Origin of the sequence: Auritidibacter sp. NML100628, assembly GCF_003185985.1 — a bacterium.
GTDB classification, from domain to species: domain Bacteria; phylum Actinomycetota; class Actinomycetes; order Actinomycetales; family Micrococcaceae; genus Auritidibacter; species Auritidibacter ignavus.
In genome coordinates, this window is the sequence record NZ_QHLP01000006.1 from 72957 (window position 1) to 91815 (window position 18859).

Consider the following 18859-nt stretch of genomic DNA (forward strand, 5'->3'; position numbering starts at 1 on the left):
GGTGCAGTCGCTGATACTGCTAATCTCACCGCACTCGGCCCTTCACCTCCAGCGATTCATCCGGACTGTTCACTGAACTGTCGCGTGGCCAGCCCGAGGATCTCACAGACCTGCAGGGCCATCGCTAAATCGGTGGGAGTACTGGCCAAAGGTTTCCCGCGCAGCTCGATGGCCTTCTCCACCCGGTAGCGGACGGTATTGCGGTGTAAGTTCATCGCGTTTGCGGTGCGGGTATGGCTACTCTCATTTGCCAGAAAGCAGCTCAGCGTCTCTCGCAATCGCTCCGCGTTCTCGCTGGCCTCACACAACCCGCGCAGTTGGTCGGCGACCCAAGCCTGGGTTGCTGGCAGATCATGGACCAGCACCGAGGTAATGGCTACACCTGGGTCGCCGTAGAACATAGCCCGTGGTGTGGTCTTCCCCGAGGCTAACGCCACGCGCATCGCGGCCTCGGCTTGCACATGGGAACAGCGAAAACCGACGACACCGGCTTCGGTACTACCAAAGGCAATCTTGCTACCCGGCAATTCTGCCAGCGCGGCGTCAAGCTGGGCGGGGTCGGGTCGTTGGGCTCGTCCCACCCCGAACCAGACCCACGCTAATCCCCGGTCAACAGCAGTAAACAGGTGCGGGGTGCCACGTCCGAAGGCACGAGCAACCTGCGAGGTCAGCGTCAGCAGGGCCGGCGTGGAATCCACCCCCGGGTTGGCGTCATCCACCCAAACCATTGCCGCTCGGTGAATCAGATCCAGCCGATAGTGGGCGCGTGCCTCAAAGGTACTGGGAGCCACGGGCTGCTGGTCCAGCACCTGGCGGACCAGGCTCGAGGTGGCTGAAGCGCTATCTTCTAACCGGTGCCGTGTTTCCTCCGCGTGGACAGCCAGCACTTCCTGGGTGATCCAGTCAATATAGCTGTGAAAGAACCCATCGATATAGTGCTGGATTTCCAGCTTGGCTTCGGGCGGGCTATCCAAAGCCAACACTTCTTCAAAAACAAAGGCACGAAACGCTGCCGTTCCCACGTGGTAGGCCCTGCGCAGCGAATCCGAGGGGATCCCCCGTTGGGCGAGGCGATGAGCATATTCGATGGTAGCCGGATGAGCCTGGACTCGCTCGAGCGGGATGGCGTTACACAGCATGGAGGCAATCGTGGTGGCATTGCCTTCCACACTGGCCGCCAAGGACGTGAGTAACTCGGGCTCGTCGAGATAGTCCACGTTCCGGGCGATGGTTTTGGTCGTCTCCGAACTGATTTCCTCGAGTCGCTCAGACATTCTCTGGCCGACCAGCGAGATCTCGGTCTCCACGCACCGGGCTCCTTTCCTCAATTCTGCCGGCCCGCCGGAGTTCAGCCAGGGCTGACTGGGCCGCGTTATAGCCACACATCCCGTGGGCACCGGCTCCGGGCGGGGTGGCCGCCGAACAGAGGTAGAGTCCCGGTGCACCGAGCGAATAGGGGTTGATACTCGGCCGGGGCCGCATCAGCAACTGCCAGGCTGAATTGGCGCCGGTGACGATGTCCCCACCCACATAGTTGGCGTTGTGGGATTCTAGGTCCTGGGCTGACCGGACGTATCGGCCCACGATCCGGTCGCGGAACCCGGGGGCAAACCGTTCGATCTGTTCCTCGATCGCGACCGTGGCATCTCCGCGGAATCCGGCCGGTACGTGTGCGTAGGCATCCACCGGATGAACCGTGCCGGCAGAGCGATCCGGATCCGCCAAATACTGCTGGCCCAAGAGCACGAAGGGCCGGTCGGGCATCCTTCCTCGGTGGATTTCTCGCTCTGCAGTAGCGACCTCGTGATAGGTCCCGCCCACGTGTACCGTGCCGGCAGACCGGGCTGGCTCGTACCGCCAGGGGATGCCACCTTCCACGGCAAAGTTCACCACGAATGCTCCGGGCCCGTGCCGGAAGGACCGCAACCCGCACCGGACTGGGTATGGGATCTGCGCCCCGCCGATTTCCAGCGCGGCGGCCGGACTGATATCGAGCATGACCACATCGGCTGGCGGTAGATCCAACAAGGACCGTACGCGCAGCCCGGTTTCTACCCGCCCGCCGAGATCCTCCAGTGCCGCGATCATCGCCGCCGAGATGGCCTGAGATCCTCCGGCTGCCACCGGCCACCCGTAGGTGTGGGCGGCGGTGCCCAACGCAATCCCGATAGCCGAAGACGCCAGAGAGCCGAAGGGGCGGAAGGCGTGGGCGGCCACCCCTGCGAAGAGGGCGCGTGCCTGAGGTGTGTGCCACAGTTTTCCGAGCAGGGTAGCCGGCATGCCGGCAAAGGCTCCGAAGTGGGCCAGCTTGCACACGTGATGTGGCAGGTGCAACATCGGTTGCAAAAAGTCCTCGGTGATCTCCGGGAAGTTTTCGGACAGTGGCCCAAAGACCCGCTGCCACATCGCCCCGTCCTCCCCGAGGTGTTGGGCTGTGGTAGCCACGTCCTGCAAGGCTGCTGCCCCGGCGCCGCCGTCCAATGGTTGGGCATATTGCACCTCAGGGCGCCGCCACTGCAAGCCGTAGCGATCCAGGTGGGCGGTGGCAGAAAAGGCGGTGTCCACCGCAAGGGGGTGGAAGCCGGAGCATTCATCGTGGAGAACTCCAGGCACCGTGAGTTCCGCTGAGCGGGCTCCACCGCCGGGTTGTTCGGCGGCTTCCAGCACGGTGACCCCTAGTCCTGCACGGGCCAGTGTCACGGCGGCAGCGAGCCCATTGGGCCCGCTGCCGACCACCATCGCTGTCGTCATTCCGTTATTTTCTCACGATCAACTGTGACGGGTACAACCTTGACCTGCGGGTCACCCGTGATCTCCGCGTCACTGTCGTGACGGCCATAGATCGCATCACCGGGTGCCTGATAGCCCGGACGGGTCCAGGTCACGGTGTGCGGGATCGGGCCATCGGGTAGCCACGGCTGGGTCTCGGAGGAGTCCCGGGTGTAGTACCAGCCACGCTCCACCACGCCCAAGGCCGCATCAATCACCCGGTACTCGGTCCGGTTACGGTGGATGGGCTCCGATTCGGTGAAGACCACCACCAGGTCGCCCGGTTCGTAGTTGCACCGTTTCTGCACGGCGTTGATCAGGCGCTCATCGTGGAGGTGACCGTCACCGAACTGCCAGCCGATCAGCGGCGAACAAATCGTCTCGCCTTCTCGTAACCGGTAGGTGTCGATATTGTTGGTGTGCCGGTACAGCATCGAGTAACAAGCCCGTCCCATACTGTGCATGGCGCGGAAGGCATTGCCTTTCTCGGTGAATATCCCAGCCAGCTCTTCACCGAAGGCTGCCTTGAGCTGGGTGGAGTGCATCTGATTGGACTTCGTGATGTGGGTCTCCAGTTTTTTTTCGGCTTCCTCGTCGCGGAAGGCCCACACGGTGCAGGCCCAGTTGCCGGCGTACTGACGGTAGGAGACCAAGAAGGAGATCCAGTCCGGGCGAATATTACCGATAATCGGCCAGATCACCATACCGCCAATCACCGCGGCAGCGACCCACGGCGAGCTAAAGTCGAAAACCCCGTAGCCGGCTTCAGCCGGGTAATTCCAGAACAGGAAGTAGGCGGCAAAGATAAAGAAGATATTCCACTCCAGCGGGACCGCCAGCGGCAGGGTCGAGATGATGAACACGTGGAAGGCGATGATGGCCACCAGCGCAATCAAGGTCAGGGTGCGGTTGGTGGAGAACAACAAGACCAGCGGTGCCACACCCTCCACCAAGGTCCCGAGTCCGTGAGCCATGATGGTGGTGAACCGTGAGGGCCGCATATCTCGCGGGAAGTCCCGGTACAGCGCCCGTTTGGCCGCCCGCGTGGGGATCCAGGGCGTATTAGCCATCATCGCTGCCACCGTCGGGGTGAAGTGACGTCCGAACTTCGAAATCGCTGCCCCGACCCAGACCACGACGATCACGACCTTGGCGGCGATGATCATATCGGTGAAGCTGGCCAGGACCGCAAAAGCCAACAAGATCGGCGGGTACTGTTCGGCTCGTGAGGTGAGGAACACGACCTTATCGCGCAACCCCATCAAACCCAGCAGGCCTAAATAGGTCAGCATCGCCCAGGCTGGCAACAGCCCGGCTTGGGCGTCGGGGACCAGCTCGGTGCGGGTACCCGGGTGCATCAGCAGGAACACTAGGTTGGCTAAGAGCGCGATATACACCCCCACGTCCCACAGCGTGCGGTGGTCCCCGGAGGTACCGGGTACCTTATCCGGCCACGGCGGTACGCGCAGCGTGCCGGGGCGTAGGTAGTAGAGGATGCCACCGATCGGTGGGCGGATCTTGAACGCCAATGGCCCTGAGGACGAGGACAGGCCGGTAATCTCGAACAGGATCGTCCAGATCATCAGTTTCAGGTAGACAATAGGTTCGGTCCACCACTCGGTGAACGCGCCAAAACCGCCCAGCGCCGGGGTGGTAAGCCCCACGACAACCACACCGAGGGCGATGTAGAGGGCCATTTTCACGATATAAAACAACAGGATGTACTTCGGGACGCCGAAACCGTACTCGCCCCAATGCTGAGTGAGGGTCTTCATGCGGTCTCGGAAAGGCATCTGATCCAGTGGTACGGGACCTGCCGGGGGCAGGTCCGGAGTGCGGAAACCCATGATTCCTCCTTGAAACGTGGGTCGAAAAAACTCAGAGGGGGCGCTAGGAGGCTGCCGATAGCTCCTGGCGCAGACGGGGCTTATCGATCTTGCCGACGGGGTTCTTGGGAATCTCGTCAATGATCGTCAGTTCAACGGGCACCTTGATCTTGGTCAGGTGCTTGCGACATTCGGCCAGCAAGTCCTCGGGTGTGAGGGTGCTGCCGGAGTACAGCGAAACGCGAGCGACGGGGACTTCGCCCAGGGAGGGGTCGGGTTTGCTGATGACCGCAGCTTCCAGCACACCCTCGACGCCGTAGAGCACGGATTCGATCTCCTTGGGGTAGATGTTCTCCCCGCCACGGATAATCATGTCTTTGATGCGGTCGACAATGGTGAGATACCCATCCTCGTCGAGCTTGCCAACATCACCGGTGTGCAACCAGCCATCGACCACGGTCTTGGCGGTGGCCTCGGGTTTGCCGAGATAGCCCCGCATCACGGCGGGACCACTAATGATGATTTCGCCGGTTTCACCGGTGGGCACCTCGTTGCCTTCGGGGTCGACAATCCGGATCTGTTGGCCGGGTAGCGCGGTACCGACGGTGCCGGGCTTACGCACCCCCTCAATGGGATTCGAGGCCGATGCACAGGTGCCTTCGGTGAGCCCGTACCCTTCGACAATGGCGATATCGAACATCTCCTCGGCCCGCTGGAGCAGTTCCGCCGAGGCCGGAGCCGCACCGCAGACGGCAAAGCGTAGCGAGCTGGTGTCCGGCATGGCCTCGGCTGGTAGGGCGGTGAGATGGGCCAGGATGGTGGGCACGCACGAGAAATAAGTGGGGCGGTATGTTGCAATCGCTTCCAAAAAGTCCACCGGGTGGAAGCGCTCCAGAATGGTGGTCCGGGTCCCGGCCCGTAGCGGGGTGAGGATACTGACCAGCAACGCATTGGAGTGGAACAGTGGCAGCACCAGCAGACAGTGCTCGTCGCCGGTGAAATTAAAGGCCCCCATCATTTGTTCGGTCATTGCGTGCAGATTCGCGTGATCGAGCATCACGCCCTTGGGCCGACCGGTGGAGCCACTGGTGTAGATCAGCAACGCAATATCTTGGGCAGCCGATTCCGGTTCGGGCTCGTGGTCGGCGGCGGGGTTCTCGGTCGTCTTGTCCTCAGCCAGCACGTCGTTGACATCGATGGTGGCCAGTCGCTCAGCGAAGCGATCCGGTTCTGCGGTGACGATCACCTTCGCCCCAGAGTCGGTGAGCTGATGCGTGGCCTCCCGGTCGGTAAACACTGGGTTGATCGGCGTGGCGGCAGCGCCCAGACGCCAGGCAGCAAAAATCGCGACCACCAGTTCGATGCGATTGGGCAACATGATGGCCACCACATCGCCGTGGCCGATACCGTGGTCGGCCAGCTGGGAGGCAAACGCCCGAGAACTCTCCGATAATTCTCGATACGACAGTGAGTGGTTCGCATCGGTCAAACAGGTCTGATCTGCTCGCTCGGACGGGGCTAGCCACGGGAAGTAGGTAGACATCGGGGAAACCTCCTGCTACTGATGACTCTCGTCGTCGATGGTGTCTGTGTGCCTTCACTCTAAACCGGTTGTGAGCTAGATCACATAGCCTGTGACCACAAACTTCGCAGCGGCGCTTGTGCAGTCTGCACTATGACTGCTGGCTGAAACTGTCCCGACCGCCTTAACCCGCGGTTCACTCTGGGCGATCGGTTGCCTGGTGTGCTGGCGCCAGTAGCCCCTACACATCCCGCGGGGCGGGGCGTAGCATCGCAACTGTACGGAACGGAGTTGACCATACGATGTAACCGCTCCATAACTGCAGATGGGAGACACAATGTCTGATGTTCAGAATTTGACCGTGTTGGGCGCCGGAAATCTGGGCGCACAGATCGCTATGTTCGCCGCTTACAACGGCAAGAACGTGGTGAGCTACGACATTAACGACGACGCACTCAAGGCCGCTGAGGGCCGGTTCGAGAACATCGCGAAGAAGTACCGCCAGTACTTCACCGATCAGCCCGAAGAGAAGATCACCGAGGGTCGCCAGCGCATTACCCAGACCGCTGATCTGGCAGAAGCCGTCAAGGACGCCGATCTGATCATTGAGGCCGTTCCGGAGAAAACCGAGATCAAGAACGACTTGTACGGCAAGCTCGCTGAGCTGTTGCCCGAGAAGACCATCGTGGCCACCAACACCTCGACCTTCCGCCCCTCGGACTTCGCCGAGCTGACCGGTCGCCCCGAGAAGTACCTGGCGATGCATTTCGCCAATGACATTCACAAGCAGAACATTGTCGAGATCATGCCCACCGGCCAGACCGATCCCGAGGTCTTCAAGACCGCTGTGGAGGCCGCTGAGGAGTTCGGCATGGTGCCGATCGAGCTCAACAAGGAGCACCCGGGCTACGTGATCAACACACTGTTCGTGCCCTGGTTGCAGAACGGCTCCATGCTGTGGACCCGTGGCATCACCGACGTGGCAACCGTCGAGAAGGTGGCCCGGATCATCACCGAAGGCGACCGCTTCACTCCGTTCCGCCTGTACGACCTGGTCGGCTTCGGTGTCGCGTACGCCATCGAGTCCAATAAGACCGATGACGAGGACGCTCAAGAGATGGCACGCCGTCTGAAGTGGGCCTTGGACAACGACTACCTCGGCGTCGAGAACGGTAAGGGTTTCTACCTCTACGACGACAACGGTGAACCCACCGGCCTGTCTGAGTTGGCTACCCGCGATTGGTCGTCCGAGAGCTAATCGCTACTCTGCTGTAGCTCATCGCCCGTCGGCACCCGGTGTGCCGGCGGGCGATGTGTGTGTGTACGGACTGGTGACACCGCGAGAACATCTCTTTACCTTCTGACAACCTTCGGTCTCCGAGACTGGAACATGTCCTGTTGTTCAGGACGCCGACGGCGAGGACAATCAGCCGGTCGGCCCCGACGCCAACGACGGAGGTTATCAGATGCGTCAACTCATCAAGCCCGGTGTGCTCCAGGTATCGGCCGCTGTGTGTGCGGCAACTCTTGTGTTGAGTGCCTGCGGTGACGGCAAAGATCAGAACAACGACTCCGGGGCGAGCGCGGAGACGGAGCTCAATGCCGGTAGCGCCTCGAGCGTGGAACAGTGGCAACACGATTTCACCCAGTGCATGAACGATGAGGGGATTGAGCTCGGCGACGGTGGTGCGATTCCGGTCAACCCCGACGGCTCCTTTGGTGGCAGTGAAGACCCGGCCGCTTTCGACGCGGCTTTGCAGAGTTGCGAGGAAAAGATCGGTCCGCCACCGCAGGACGCCAATGTCGCCGATAACTCGGATCTGGAAGCCATGATGCTGGAGTTCTCCCGGTGTATGCGCGAAGCTGGCTACGATGTACCGGATCCGGACTTCAGCTCGGGCCAGGGGCCGGTCGTCAGTGGCGTGCCGGATGCCGATCCAGCCGATGTCGAACAGTGCTCGAATGAAGCCGGCCTGATCCCCGGAGCAGAGGTGGGCCAGTGAGTACCCTGAAATCTCGGGCGGTCATCGGCTCTGTGCTCGTCGCCGGTGTCTTGGCAGCCGGAGCCGGTGGCTTCGTGGTCGCCAATGCGGTCCACGACGAGGATCCGGCTCCCACAGCCGCTGAGGTCGAGACCGCCAATGCTGAACAAACCGACCTACACGAACGCGTTGAGGTCAAAGGCACCCTGGGATATGGTCCCGCCCAGACGGTGGGCACCGAGCTCTCCGGCACGCTGACCTCGGTGGCCTCACCGGGTAGCACCGTGCAACCAGGCGAGGAGCTGATGCGTCTCGACGACCGCCCGGTGGTAGCTATGCGCGGCAAGTTGCCGGCCTGGCGCACCTTTGAGTTGGGTATGCCCAACGGTCGCGATGTGGAACAACTCGAGCAGAACCTGGCGGATCTCGACTACTTCTCCAGTACACCGGATCAACGCTTCGATGCAGCCACCGCTACGGCGATTGGACGGTGGCAAAAGGATCTCGGCCTGCCCCAGACTCAGCAGATCGAGCGTGGTCGCGTGGTCTTTCTGCCCAGCGATGTGCGGGTCAATAAACGCCTGTCCGAAGCCGGTAGCCCCGCCAGTGACGGGGTCCTGGAAGTCACCGACACCAGGCTATTTGCCACCGCAGAGGTGCAAACCGCCCAGCAAGACTTACTGACCACCGGCCAAGAGGTCACCGTGCGGCTACCCAACGGTGACGAAGCCGAGGGAGTCGTCGAACAGGTCGATCCCGCCGTGGAAAAAGAGGACGATTCCGGCAAGACCAGCGTGACGATTCCGGTCCGGGTGGCGTTAAAAGACCCGTCCGTGGCCGCCTCCTATGCCAATGTTCCCGTCACGGTCGTGGCGACCCGCACGGTGGCCGAGGACGTGCTGACCGTCCCAGTGCGCGCGTTGCTGGCCCAATCCGGTGGCGGCTACGCCGTTGACGTCGTCGACGGGGACACCGTGCAGCGCGTGCCGATCAAGGTCGGAAAGTTCGCCGATGAGATGGTGGAGGTCACCTCCGGTGAGCTTGCGGCCGGCGATAAGGTGGCGGTGGCCGAGTGAGTACCGCCGAGACCCTATTGTCCCTGCAACAGGTCTGCCGTACCTACGGGTCCCCGCCCACCGTGGCGTTAGACGGGGTGAGTTTTGACGTGCACCCCGGCGAGCGCGTGGCGATCATTGGGCCGAGTGGTTCGGGCAAAACCACGTTGCTGAATCTGATCGGCACCCTCGATCGAGCCACCAGTGGCGAGGTGATCCTCGCCGGGCACCGCGCCTCGGCCGCCAGTGACGCCGAGCTGTCCGCCTTGCGGGCCACGCTGATCGGGTTCGTCTTCCAGCAGTACCACCTCGATGAGTCCCAGACCGCTGTCGATAATGTTGCCACCGGTTTGCTGTACCGGGGGCTACCGCTGGACGAGCGGCGCGAACGCGCCCATCACGCCCTGGCCCGGGTGGGCTTGACTGACCGAGCGGCTCACACCCCGAAACAACTCTCCGGCGGGCAACGTCAACGCGTGGCCATCGCCCGGGCAGTGGTCGGCAACCCACCTTTATTGCTGGCCGATGAGCCGACCGGAGCCTTAGACTCCCGCTCCGGCGCGCAGGTGATGGACATCCTGGAACAACTCAACGAATCCGGCACCACGGTGCTGGTGATTACCCACGACCGCGACGTTGCCGCCCGGTTCCCCCGCCAGATCGCGATCCGCGATGGCGCGGTGGAATCCGATACCGGCACGCACGCACCGATCACAGCTGAAAGTGAGATGACGTGAGCGCACCGACCACCATCCATGCCTCCCGGCTGCGCCTGACCGACCTGTTGCGTCTGGGCTGGAACGGGGTGCGTGCCCATCCGGCTCGGGCCACCCTGTCGGCCCTGGGGATCGCCATTGGGATCGCTGCGATGATCGCGGTCATCGGGATCTCGCTGTCGAGCCAGGCCAAAGTGCAAGAACGCCTGGCCGCCCTGGGCACCAATATGCTCACCGTGACCCCGGGCGAGTCTTTCTCCGGAGAACAGACCGTGCTGCCGGCCGATTCCGCGGCTCGGCTCCGTCGGGTCGACGGGGTCGAACAGGTCAGTTGGTTGGCCGAACTGACCGGTGTGCACGCCTACCGCAACTCCCACATCGATCCGGGCCAAACCAATGGGCTCACCGTGGCCGCCGCCGATGAGGAACTCTTGGAGGTCACCTCCACCTCGTTGCGTAACGGCACCTGGTTCAATCGGGCCACCGGCCAGTACCCCACCACCGTGCTGGGGGCCACCGCCGCCCAACGCCTCGGCATCGCCACCCCGGGTGCAACGGTGAGTCTCAACGGAATCACCTACACGGTGCTGGGCATCCTCAACCCCTCACCCCTGGCTGCGGAGTTGAACACCTCGGTGCTCGTCGGCGCCGAGCAGGCCCACCAGCAGCTAGAGTTCTCCGGCTCACCGACCACACTGTTTGAACGCTCTACCGACGAGGCGGTGACTGCCGTGCGGGATCTGATCCCCTCGACCATCAACCCGCAACGGCCCAATGAGGTCAGCGTCAGTCGCCCCTCCGACACACTGGCGGCCCAAAATGCCATCGATACCGCCTTTACCGGACTGCTGGTGGGCGTGGGCTCGATCGCGCTGTTGGTCGGCGGGATCGGGGTGGCCAATATCATGGTCATCACCGTCATGGAGCGCCGTCGCGAGATCGGCTTGCGCCGGGCACTAGGTGCTACTCGCGTCCACATTCGGCGCCAGTTTATGGTTGAATCGGTGCTACTGGCGAGCTACGGTGGCGTCGCCGGCATCGTGTTAGGCGGGCTGTGTACCCTGGTCGTCTCCCTGGTCAACGGGTGGACGCCCACGCTCCCGCTGCTGATTCCACTATTGGGGATCACCGTGACCATCCTGGTCGGGGCGATCGCCGGGGTCTTGCCGGCCATGCGCGCAGCGAACACCTCCCCGACCGCGGCACTGAGCACATGATCCCCGCCACCACACCACCACACCAACTACCGGGAGCCGTTCATGCGGGTATTGATCGTTGAAGACCAGCAGTATCTGGCCGAAGCGATCCGAGACGGGCTGGCGCTGTCGTCCATCTCGGCCGATATCGCCACCGATGGCCACCAGGCGTTACACGCGGTGGCCACTATTGACTACGACGTGATGCTGTTGGATCGGGATATCCCAGGCATACACGGCGACGAGGTCTGCCAGCGCCTGGATGCCGAGGTGGATCGGCCGGCGATCCTGATGGTCACCGCAGCCGGCAGAGTCGAGGAGAAAGTCGACGGACTGTCCTTAGGCGCCGACGACTATCTGACCAAGCCCTTTGAATTCGACGAGCTGGTGGCCCGAGTCCGGGCCTTGGGGCGTCGTCGTTTCACCCCGCGCCCGGCCCAATACCGTGCCGGCGGGGTGAGGCTGGACCCTTTCCGACACGAGGTCACCCGGTCGGGGCGCAACATTCGGCTCAGCCCCAAGGAATTTGCGGTGCTAGAAACCCTGATGTGCGAGCCTGGCCGGGTGATCAGCGCCGAACAGCTGTTGGCCGAAGCCTGGGATGAAAACGCCAACCCGTTCACCCAGTCGGTGAAGGTCACCATCAGCTCCCTGCGCCGCAAGCTCGGCGAGCCCTGGGTGATCCGTACCATCTCCGGGGTGGGCTACACGGTGGACGCCGACCCCGAGCCTGCCCCGACGACCAGCCCGCGGGCCGATCATGACTGAGCAGCCGCCCCAACGGTTGCGCCCGACCCACCGGTTCAGCGCCCGGACCCGCCTGGCCTTTTCCTACGCGGTGCTGGTCATCATCTGCGGGGCGGTGCTGTTGACGGTGCTGGTGACCTACCTGGGGCTGGGGCCGGACTATTCCTTCGGACGCGTCGGTGCTACCGGCGAGGATGGTTCGGTGCTCATCGTCCCCGATAGCACCCACCCACCGGCTGGGACCGAGGGATCAGCGGTGGCTGATGGTGCCGAGGGCCCCGGCGGCAGTTTCTCTGTCGAGGTCCACAGCCGCGAAGATCTCATCACGTTGCTGATCACCGTCTCGGTTATTGTGCTGCTGATCTTGGCTGTGCTCAGTTCGCTGGTCGCCTGGTGGCTGGCCGGGCGGATGTTGCGTCCGCTGGCCCAGATCAACGAGGCCGCCCAGATCGCTGCCAGCGGCCGGTTGGACCACCGGATCGGACTGAGAGGGCCCCGCGATGAGATCGTCGATCTGGCCCAGACCTTCGATGCGATGCTGGAGAATATTCAGCGCTATAACACCGCCCAACGACGGTTTGCCGCCAATGCCTCCCACGAGCTACGCACCCCGCTGGCTGCCTCCAAAACCATCCTGGATGTGGCCCGGGCAACCCCCGGGGTCGTGGATCGCCAAGTACTCGAGCGATTGGCCGAACTCAATGCGCGCAGTAGTAGCACCGTGGAATCCCTGCTGGACTTGGCCGAGGCCGAAGCCGGCGGAATTCAGACCGGCCCGGTGGATCTTGCCGAGGTCGCCGAGACGGTGCTCGACCAGTACACCGTCGCCGCCGACGAGCGCGGGCTACAGGTCACCACCGAGTTGGGTCCGGCGGTGGCCGACGCCGACGAGCGATTGCTCGTGCAATTGATGCAGAATCTGGTGGAAAACGCGATCCGGCATAATCGGGATAACGGCGTGCTCACGGTGCGCACCGCAACCCTAGCCCCCGCTAAGCCCCCGGTCGACACAGATGAGACCGGTGATGTGCAGCTGCGGGTGGAGGGTGCCGGTGAGATGATTGACCCTGAGGTCCTTGCCCATTTGACCGAGCCCTTCCACACTGCCCGGGGCCGCGCCGGTGGCACCAGCCGTGGGCTCGGTCTGGCGATTGTGGCCGCCATCGTGGAACGCTCCCACGGCGAGCTGGAGCTCACGGCCCGCCCGGGTGGTGGACTGATCGTGACCGTCACGCTTCCACGCGCCACCACCGGGCAGACTACGTAACGGGATCCTCCTAGCGGGCCGGGAACGCCGGGTCCGGAAGGTAGACGGTGCCCCCGGCCTCCCGAAACTCCCGCGCCTTGGCCGCCATGCCCTGTTGCACGATCCGGGCTTGTTCATCGACATTGCCGAACTCATCCCGAATATCTTGCGAGATCCGCATCGAGCAGAATTTCGGCCCGCACATCGAGCAGAAATGCGCGGTCTTAGCCGGTTCGGCCGGCAGAGTCTCGTCGTGGAATTCCTCGGCGGTCTGCGGATCCAACGACAGCCCGAACTGGTCCCGCCACCGGAACTCGAATCGTGCCTTCGACAGCGCATCATCCCGGTCCCGAGCCCCCGGGTGGCCCTTGGCCACATCCGCGGCGTGGGCGGCGATCTTATAGGTGATCACCCCGGTTTTCACGTCATCGCGGTTCGGTAGCCCCAGGTGTTCCTTCGGGGTCACGTAGCACAGCATCGCGGTCCCGTATCGGGCAATCTCAGTGGCGCCGATGGCGCTGGTGATGTGGTCATAGCCCGGGGCAATATCGGTCACCAGCGGCCCGAGCGTGTAGAACGGGGCACCGTGGCAGAGTTCCTGTTGTTTCTCGACATTCTCGCGCACCAAATGCAACGGAATGTGGCCGGGGCCTTCGACCATGACCTGCACGTCGTATTCCCAGGCCCGCTGGGTCAGCTCGGCCAGGGTCTCCAACTCGGCGAACTGCGCATCATCGTTGGCATCGGCCAACGAGCCCGGGCGTAACCCGTCTCCCAGGGAGAAGGCCACATCGTACTGGGCGAAGATCTCGCACAGCTCATCAAAGTTCTCGTACAAAAAGCTCTCCTGATGGTGGCCCAGGCACCAGCCGGCCATAATCGAGCCACCGCGGGAGACAATCCCGGTCACCCGCTCGGCGGTCAACGGCACGTAGCGCAACAACACACCGGCGTGGATCGTCATATAGTCCACACCTTGTTCGCACTGTTCGATCACCGTGTCGCGAAAGATCTCCCAGGTCAGCGCCTGGTGGTCGCCGTTGACTTTCTCCAGCGCCTGATAAATCGGCACGGTACCGATCGGCACCGGCGAGTTGCGGATAATCCACTCGCGGGTGGTGTGAATGTCATCGCCGGTGGACAAATCCATCACGGTATCAGCACCCCACTGGGTGGCCCACTGCATTTTGGAGACCTCTTCAGCGATCGAGGAGGTCACCGCGGAATTTCCAATATTGGCGTTGACCTTCACGCTGAAGGCCTTACCGATAATCATCGGCTCGGATTCGGGGTGATTGACGTTATTAGGGATAATCGCCCGACCGGCGGCCACCTCGGAACGCACCAGCTCGACATCCACGCCCTCACGCAGGGCCACGAACCGCATTTCCGGGGTGATCTGCCCGTTGCGGGCGTAGTGCATCTGGGTCACCCGACGCCCGGGCTTGGCCCGGAGCGGGGCCCGTTGGGAGCCCTGCCACTCTTGGCTGGCCGCCCCACGACGTAGCGCCTTGGCGCCGTCATCTTCCAGCTTCCGGCCGCGGGCCTGGTAGGTCTCCACATCGTCGCGAGCAGCAATCCACTCCTCGCGCAATCCCGGCAGGCCTCGGACCGGATCCGAGCCGGGCCCGGTGGTGCGATAGACCGTGAACGGTTCATTACGCTCACCGTTGGGAGAATCATCCTGGCGGATGCGGGTGACCGGGACCTTAATCCCGTGCTCTTCGTCAACGAGGTAGTCAGCGCTGTGGGTGGAATAGTTCAGGGGTGAGGTATGCGTCATGCAAGAACTCCTTCTTCCTTCGCCGGCATGACCCGGACAGGTTCAAACGGTGCTCGGACAGCCTCGGTCCGATCTCAGCTCTGTGCTCAGAGCGCCCGTGAGGTCACCCACATCCTACCGAAGTTCAGGCCCAGCACACGCGGTGGCCGAGGTTGTTACGCCCCGGACCACCGCGTGCACAGCGTTGCCGGTATGGGGTTAGGAGCTCAGTTCTTCTCGCAGGATCGCGGCCCCAGCACTCAAGGCACGGAGCTTGGCTCGGGCCACATCCCGTGGCAACGGGGCCATCCCGCAGTTGGTGGAGGCCCAGAGGTTTTCGGCATCCACGTGCTTCAGGGCCTGGCGCAACGTGTCAGCGACCTCTTCGGGGGTCTCCACGGTATGGCTGGCCACATCGATCGCCCCCACCATCAGCTTCTTGCCGCGCACCAGCTCAATGAGCTCGATCGGCACGTGCGAGTTGTGAGCTTCCAGCGAGACAATATCAATGCTGGACTGCTGGATCTGGGGGAAGATCTCCTCATACTGACGCCATTCCTCGCCGAGCGTCTTCTTCCACTCGGTATTGGCCTCAATCCCGTAGCCATAACAGACATGCACGGCGGTCTGACAGCTCAGCCCTTGGGCAGCCCGCTCCAGCGCCTGCACGCCCCAGGCCTTGACGTCGTCAAAGAACACGTTGAAGGCCGGCTCATCGAACTGGATAATATCCACTCCGGCTTCGGCGAGTTCTTTGGCTTCTTCATTCAGGATCTCGGCAAATTTCCAGGCCAGCTTCTCCCGGCTACCGTAGTAGTCGTCATACAACGTATCGACCATGGTCATCGGGCCGGGCAGCGCCCATTTGATCGTTGCTTCGGTGTGGGCCCGTAGCTCCCGGGCGTCCTGGACGAACACCGGTCCTTTGCGTGTGACCTCATCGACAACGACCGGCACCGAGGCGTCATAGCGCTCCCGAATGTGGACCACCTTGCGGTTTTCAAAATCCACACCGTTGAGGTTCTCAATGAAGGTGGTCACGAAGTGCTGGCGGGTCTGTTCGCCGTCGCTGACGATATCGATGCCAGCACCGCGTTGCTCGGCCAGGGCCAGCAAGAGCGCGTCGCGTTTGCCTTCGGCCAGTGCCTCGTCTGCCAGTTGCCAGGGCGACCAGAGTTTTTCTGGCTCGGCCAGCCAGGAGGGTTTGGGCAGACTTCCGGCGGAGGTGGTGGGTAGAAGTTTCGTCATCGTGTGGCTCCCTGTGCGTGCGGGTGGTGGTCGGCGTACTGCGACGACCACTGTTCCAAGGTCTCCCGGTGCGGGGTGATGAGCTTCTCCAGGGCAAAGTGGCCCTGTTCCACACCGAGCCGGGAGCGTTCCTCCCGGTCATAGGCCACCTGGGTTGGCGAGAAGTCAGTGTGTTCCAGGCTGGGCTGATACACCTCGCCAGCCGGGGTGTGAGCGTTGTAGATCTCGGGTCGATAGATCCGCTGGAAGGTCTCCATGGTTGCGATCGTGGAGGCTAGTTCCAGATCGGTGTAGTCGGCTTCCAGATCACCGAAGTGGTAGAACGCCAGCGGGGCAACACTCTTCGGTGGCATGAAGTAGCGGACTGCCATCCCCATCTTGGCGAAGTACTCATCGGTGCGCGAGAACTCATTCTGCCGGTACTCCACTCCTAGCACCGGGTGTTGGTTCTCGGTGCGGTGATAGGTCTTCTTGGTCGAGGCGCTAATGCAGATCACCGGTAGCTTGCTGAACTGTTGCTGATAGGCCTCGGACTGTACGAAGCCCTTGAAAATATTGCCGTGGAGTACCCCGAAGTCCTCCGGTAACGGCTCGTCGCGTTCGGCGTACTGGCGGGCCAGGATGCTGAAGTCGTAGTCACGCACGTAAGAGGAGAAGTTATTCCCCACCACCCCAGGGATGCGTTGCCGCGTCTGGGTGTCGATCACGGTGGTCTGTAGCATTTCGATCACCGGGAAAGAGGATTCCTCAGCGTCCTGGGACGGCAGATCGATGGCCACCGAGACAATCTCGAGCTGGACTCGGTAGCGGTTGCCACTGGCATTACCCTGGGTGATCAACTCATTGAACCGATCATCGATCATACGCAGGGCAGTGCGCAGGTTCTGCTCACGGTTTTCACCACGGGCCAGATTGGCGAAGTTGGTGGTCAGCCGGGTACCGTCCAGTGGCTGGTAGTTCTCGTCAAAGCGAGTGTGATTCAGGGTGAAAGTTATCGCTGTCATCGTGGCAACACCACCACAGCACCCGGAGCCTCGCGGTGAATCAGTAGGTGTGAAGAAGAGATCAGACGCATAATGCACTCGCCCGAGGCCAAGCGCTGGACGCGAAGCCCGGGCTCCTGTCCTTTCATAGGTCACTGCCCCTAGAGCGCCCTCGCATCTGTGAACACACACTAGGAGCACACGGCTGTGTACAAGAGTGTTCGCAGCGGTGCCCGGTCAGTTCATCGCCAGGCGCGAGGCTTCGCATGCGCGCTGCTGGGCACCAGCCTACACAAACGCTCAACGGTCTCTTCGATCATGTCAGCCCCTGCCAGTTCTCGCCGTTTGGGCAGTAACATGTCGTTGCATAACGCGCTTCGACGCGGGTTTTAGGCCGCGTGAGGCCGGATCGGCCGTACGAATTGCTCACCTGCGGCCTGTTCGTAGGCTCGGGCAGCGCGCAGCACCAGCCGGTCCTGGGTGCGGGCCGCGATGATCTGCAACCCCACCGGGAGCCCATCAGCCGATGACACACCGCAGGGAACAGAGGCTGCCGGTTGCTGGGTCATATTAAAGGGGTAGGTATAGGGGGTCCACGAGGTCCAGAATTCGCCATCCCAGTCGACCGGCATCTGACGGGTGCAGTCGAAGGCGGTGATCGGCATGGTCGGTGTCACCAACAGGTCGTAGGTCTCGTGAAAAGCACCCATGGTCATGCCCAGATCCATCCGCACGGCTTGGGCGCTGAGGTAGTCCAGTGCAGAGGCGTGGTGATATTTCTCGATTCCTTCACGCAGCCCAGGATCGATAGCCTCCAGGGCGTTGGGGCCGTAGGCTTGAAGCACTTTGGCGGCTCCGGTAAACCACAACAGCTGAAACGGCTCAATCGGATCACTGATCGGGGGATCCACCTGCTCGATGTGGGCTCCGTGGTCTTCAAACACGTGCACCGCGTCCTCGACCAGGCGTTGCACCTCAGGGTCGTTGCGCCCGAAACCGAGGGTGGGAGAATAGGCGATCCGCACGCCGCGAACCCCGTCGTCGAGTCCTTCGGTGAATGATCCGATGGGGGTCGGCAGGGCCGACCAGTCGCGGGAGTCGAAACCGGAGATGATGTCCATCATCACCGCGGCATCTGTGACTGTGCGGGTCATTGGCCCACCGTGGGCTAAGGTTCCAAAGGGTGAGGAGGGGTAGAGGGGCACCGTGCCGTAGGTCGGTTTCAGGGTGACTGTGCCGGTAAAGGACGCCGGAATACGTAGCGAGCCACCACCGTCGGTGCCCACCGACCAGGGCCCCATCCCGGCGGCGACCGCTGCTGCTCCCCCACCGGAGGATCCTCCGGCGTGTCGCGAAATATCCCACGGGTTGGTGGTGACTCCGTGGCGAAGGCAGTCGGTGAGGGCCTTCCAAGCAAACTCGGGGGTGGTGACCTTTCCGATAAAGACCGCACCGGCTTCGCGCAACCGTGCCACGGCGGGCGCATCATCGGGCCAGGGCCCGTCTTCGGAGATGAGCCGGCTACCGCGCAACGTGGGCCAACCCTTGGTCAGGAGCAGATCTTTGATTGAGGTGGGCACACCATCACCGGGGCCCAGGGGCTCCCCGTTTTTCCACCGTCGGGTAGAGTCTGCGGCCATCGACAGGGCCACAGGCCGGTTAACAAGCACGAAGGCATTCAGATCCCCGTTGTACTGGTCGATCCGATCCAGTACGGCTTCGGTGACCTGAACCGGGGTGAAGTCTTTTTGGGCGTACCCTTGCACTAACTCGCTGGCGCTGAGTTCGGCGAGATCGGTCATGCCTG

At 62.6% G+C, this 18859-nt stretch carries 15 protein-coding genes and 1 riboswitch; of the genes, 7 read left to right on the forward strand and 8 right to left on the reverse strand.

The features are described 5' to 3' along the window. Nucleotides 1–56: 56 nt before the first annotated feature. Genes DCC24_RS05975 through DCC24_RS05990 form a run of 4 tightly spaced genes read right to left on the reverse strand, consistent with a single transcriptional unit; the run spans nucleotide 57 to nucleotide 6138 of the window. Nucleotides 57–1307: a CdaR family transcriptional regulator gene (locus tag DCC24_RS05975; RefSeq protein WP_110099010.1), complete on the reverse strand. Its 1251-nt coding sequence runs from the start codon at nucleotides 1305–1307 to the stop codon at nucleotides 57–59. Further along, a complete protein-coding gene (locus DCC24_RS05980; RefSeq protein ID WP_110099011.1) occupies nucleotides 1267–2751 on the reverse strand; it encodes an NAD(P)/FAD-dependent oxidoreductase in 1485 nt (494 codons plus the stop codon). The genes DCC24_RS05975 and DCC24_RS05980 overlap by 41 nt, the downstream gene beginning before the upstream one ends. Continuing rightward, nucleotides 2748–4616: a DUF3556 domain-containing protein gene (locus tag DCC24_RS05985; RefSeq protein WP_110099012.1), complete on the reverse strand. Its 1869-nt coding sequence runs from the start codon at nucleotides 4614–4616 to the stop codon at nucleotides 2748–2750. Before DCC24_RS05985 ends, DCC24_RS05980 begins: the two co-directional genes overlap by 4 nt. Before the next feature lie 43 nt (nucleotides 4617–4659). Next, nucleotides 4660–6138: a class I adenylate-forming enzyme family protein gene (locus DCC24_RS05990; RefSeq protein ID WP_110099013.1), complete on the reverse strand. Its 1479-nt coding sequence runs from the start codon at nucleotides 6136–6138 to the stop codon at nucleotides 4660–4662. Between the two features lie 316 nt (nucleotides 6139–6454). Between DCC24_RS05990 and DCC24_RS05995 the strand changes: the two genes are divergently transcribed. The 7 genes from DCC24_RS05995 to DCC24_RS06025 all read left to right on the forward strand — a co-directional run bounded on the left by DCC24_RS05995 (nucleotide 6455) and on the right by DCC24_RS06025 (nucleotide 13080). Next, nucleotides 6455–7375, forward strand: a complete 921-nt coding sequence (locus DCC24_RS05995) for a 3-hydroxyacyl-CoA dehydrogenase (RefSeq protein ID WP_110099014.1) — start codon at nucleotides 6455–6457, stop codon at nucleotides 7373–7375. Between the two features lie 208 nt (nucleotides 7376–7583). After that, nucleotides 7584–8120 carry a hypothetical protein gene (locus tag DCC24_RS06000; RefSeq protein ID WP_110099015.1) on the forward strand — a complete coding sequence of 179 codons (537 nt, stop codon included), beginning with the start codon at nucleotides 7584–7586 and terminating at the stop codon, nucleotides 8118–8120. Continuing rightward, entirely contained in the window at nucleotides 8117–9175 is a 1059-nt protein-coding gene (locus DCC24_RS06005; RefSeq protein WP_110099016.1) for an efflux RND transporter periplasmic adaptor subunit, read from the forward strand. Before DCC24_RS06000 ends, DCC24_RS06005 begins: the two co-directional genes overlap by 4 nt. Continuing rightward, entirely contained in the window at nucleotides 9172–9891 is a 720-nt protein-coding gene (locus DCC24_RS06010) for an ABC transporter ATP-binding protein (protein ID WP_110099017.1), read from the forward strand. The genes DCC24_RS06005 and DCC24_RS06010 overlap by 4 nt, the downstream gene beginning before the upstream one ends. After that, on the forward strand, nucleotides 9888–11087 hold the full coding sequence (locus DCC24_RS06015; protein ID WP_233492002.1) for an ABC transporter permease: 1200 nt from the start codon (nucleotides 9888–9890) through the stop codon (nucleotides 11085–11087). The genes DCC24_RS06010 and DCC24_RS06015 overlap by 4 nt, the downstream gene beginning before the upstream one ends. 42 nt (nucleotides 11088–11129) lie before the next feature. Further along, on the forward strand, nucleotides 11130–11834 hold the full coding sequence (locus DCC24_RS06020) for a response regulator transcription factor (protein WP_110099018.1): 705 nt from the start codon (nucleotides 11130–11132) through the stop codon (nucleotides 11832–11834). Then, nucleotides 11827–13080, forward strand: coding sequence for a HAMP domain-containing sensor histidine kinase (locus DCC24_RS06025; protein WP_110099019.1), 1254 nt, complete (start codon nucleotides 11827–11829; stop codon nucleotides 13078–13080). Before DCC24_RS06020 ends, DCC24_RS06025 begins: the two co-directional genes overlap by 8 nt. A 10-nt stretch (nucleotides 13081–13090) precedes the next feature. Here the strand turns inward: DCC24_RS06025 and thiC are convergent, their stop codons facing one another. From thiC to DCC24_RS06045, 4 genes are all read right to left on the reverse strand, one after another. Beyond that, on the reverse strand, nucleotides 13091–14842 hold the full coding sequence (gene thiC / locus DCC24_RS06030; RefSeq protein ID WP_110099020.1) for a phosphomethylpyrimidine synthase ThiC: 1752 nt from the start codon (nucleotides 14840–14842) through the stop codon (nucleotides 13091–13093). Next, a riboswitch (TPP riboswitch) is annotated at nucleotides 14840–14951 on the reverse strand. (Overlaps the previous gene by 3 nt.) Before the next feature lie 89 nt (nucleotides 14952–15040). Continuing rightward, entirely contained in the window at nucleotides 15041–16069 is a 1029-nt protein-coding gene (locus tag DCC24_RS06035; RefSeq protein WP_110099021.1) for a methionine synthase, read from the reverse strand. Continuing rightward, nucleotides 16066–17073: a putative oxygenase MesX gene (locus tag DCC24_RS06040; protein ID WP_110099022.1), complete on the reverse strand. Its 1008-nt coding sequence runs from the start codon at nucleotides 17071–17073 to the stop codon at nucleotides 16066–16068. Before DCC24_RS06040 ends, DCC24_RS06035 begins: the two co-directional genes overlap by 4 nt. A gap of 368 nt (nucleotides 17074–17441) precedes the next feature. After that, on the reverse strand, nucleotides 17442–18854 hold the full coding sequence (locus DCC24_RS06045; protein ID WP_110099023.1) for an amidase: 1413 nt from the start codon (nucleotides 18852–18854) through the stop codon (nucleotides 17442–17444). Between the last annotated feature and the right edge of the window lie 5 nt (nucleotides 18855–18859).

Excerpts from the sequence above, each read along its gene's own strand:
- DCC24_RS06020 (WP_110099018.1), top strand. The coding sequence starts at position 11,130 with ATGCGGGTATTGATCGTTGAAGACCAGCAGTATCTGGCCGAAGCGATC.
- DCC24_RS05995 (WP_110099014.1), top strand. The coding sequence starts at position 6,455 with ATGTCTGATGTTCAGAATTTGACCGTGTTGGGCGCCGGAAATCTGGGC.
- DCC24_RS06035 (WP_110099021.1), bottom strand. The coding sequence starts at position 16,069 with ATGACGAAACTTCTACCCACCACCTCCGCCGGAAGTCTGCCCAAACCC.
- DCC24_RS06000 (WP_110099015.1), top strand. The coding sequence starts at position 7,584 with ATGCGTCAACTCATCAAGCCCGGTGTGCTCCAGGTATCGGCCGCTGTG.
- DCC24_RS05980 (WP_110099011.1), bottom strand. The coding sequence starts at position 2,751 with ATGACGACAGCGATGGTGGTCGGCAGCGGGCCCAATGGGCTCGCTGCC.
- thiC (WP_110099020.1), bottom strand. The coding sequence starts at position 14,842 with ATGACGCATACCTCACCCCTGAACTATTCCACCCACAGCGCTGACTAC.
- DCC24_RS06025 (WP_110099019.1), top strand. The coding sequence starts at position 11,827 with ATGACTGAGCAGCCGCCCCAACGGTTGCGCCCGACCCACCGGTTCAGC.
- DCC24_RS05985 (WP_110099012.1), bottom strand. The coding sequence starts at position 4,616 with ATGGGTTTCCGCACTCCGGACCTGCCCCCGGCAGGTCCCGTACCACTG.
- DCC24_RS06040 (WP_110099022.1), bottom strand. The coding sequence starts at position 17,073 with ATGACAGCGATAACTTTCACCCTGAATCACACTCGCTTTGACGAGAAC.
- DCC24_RS06045 (WP_110099023.1), bottom strand. The coding sequence starts at position 18,854 with ATGACCGATCTCGCCGAACTCAGCGCCAGCGAGTTAGTGCAAGGGTAC.
- DCC24_RS05990 (WP_110099013.1), bottom strand. The coding sequence starts at position 6,138 with ATGTCTACCTACTTCCCGTGGCTAGCCCCGTCCGAGCGAGCAGATCAG.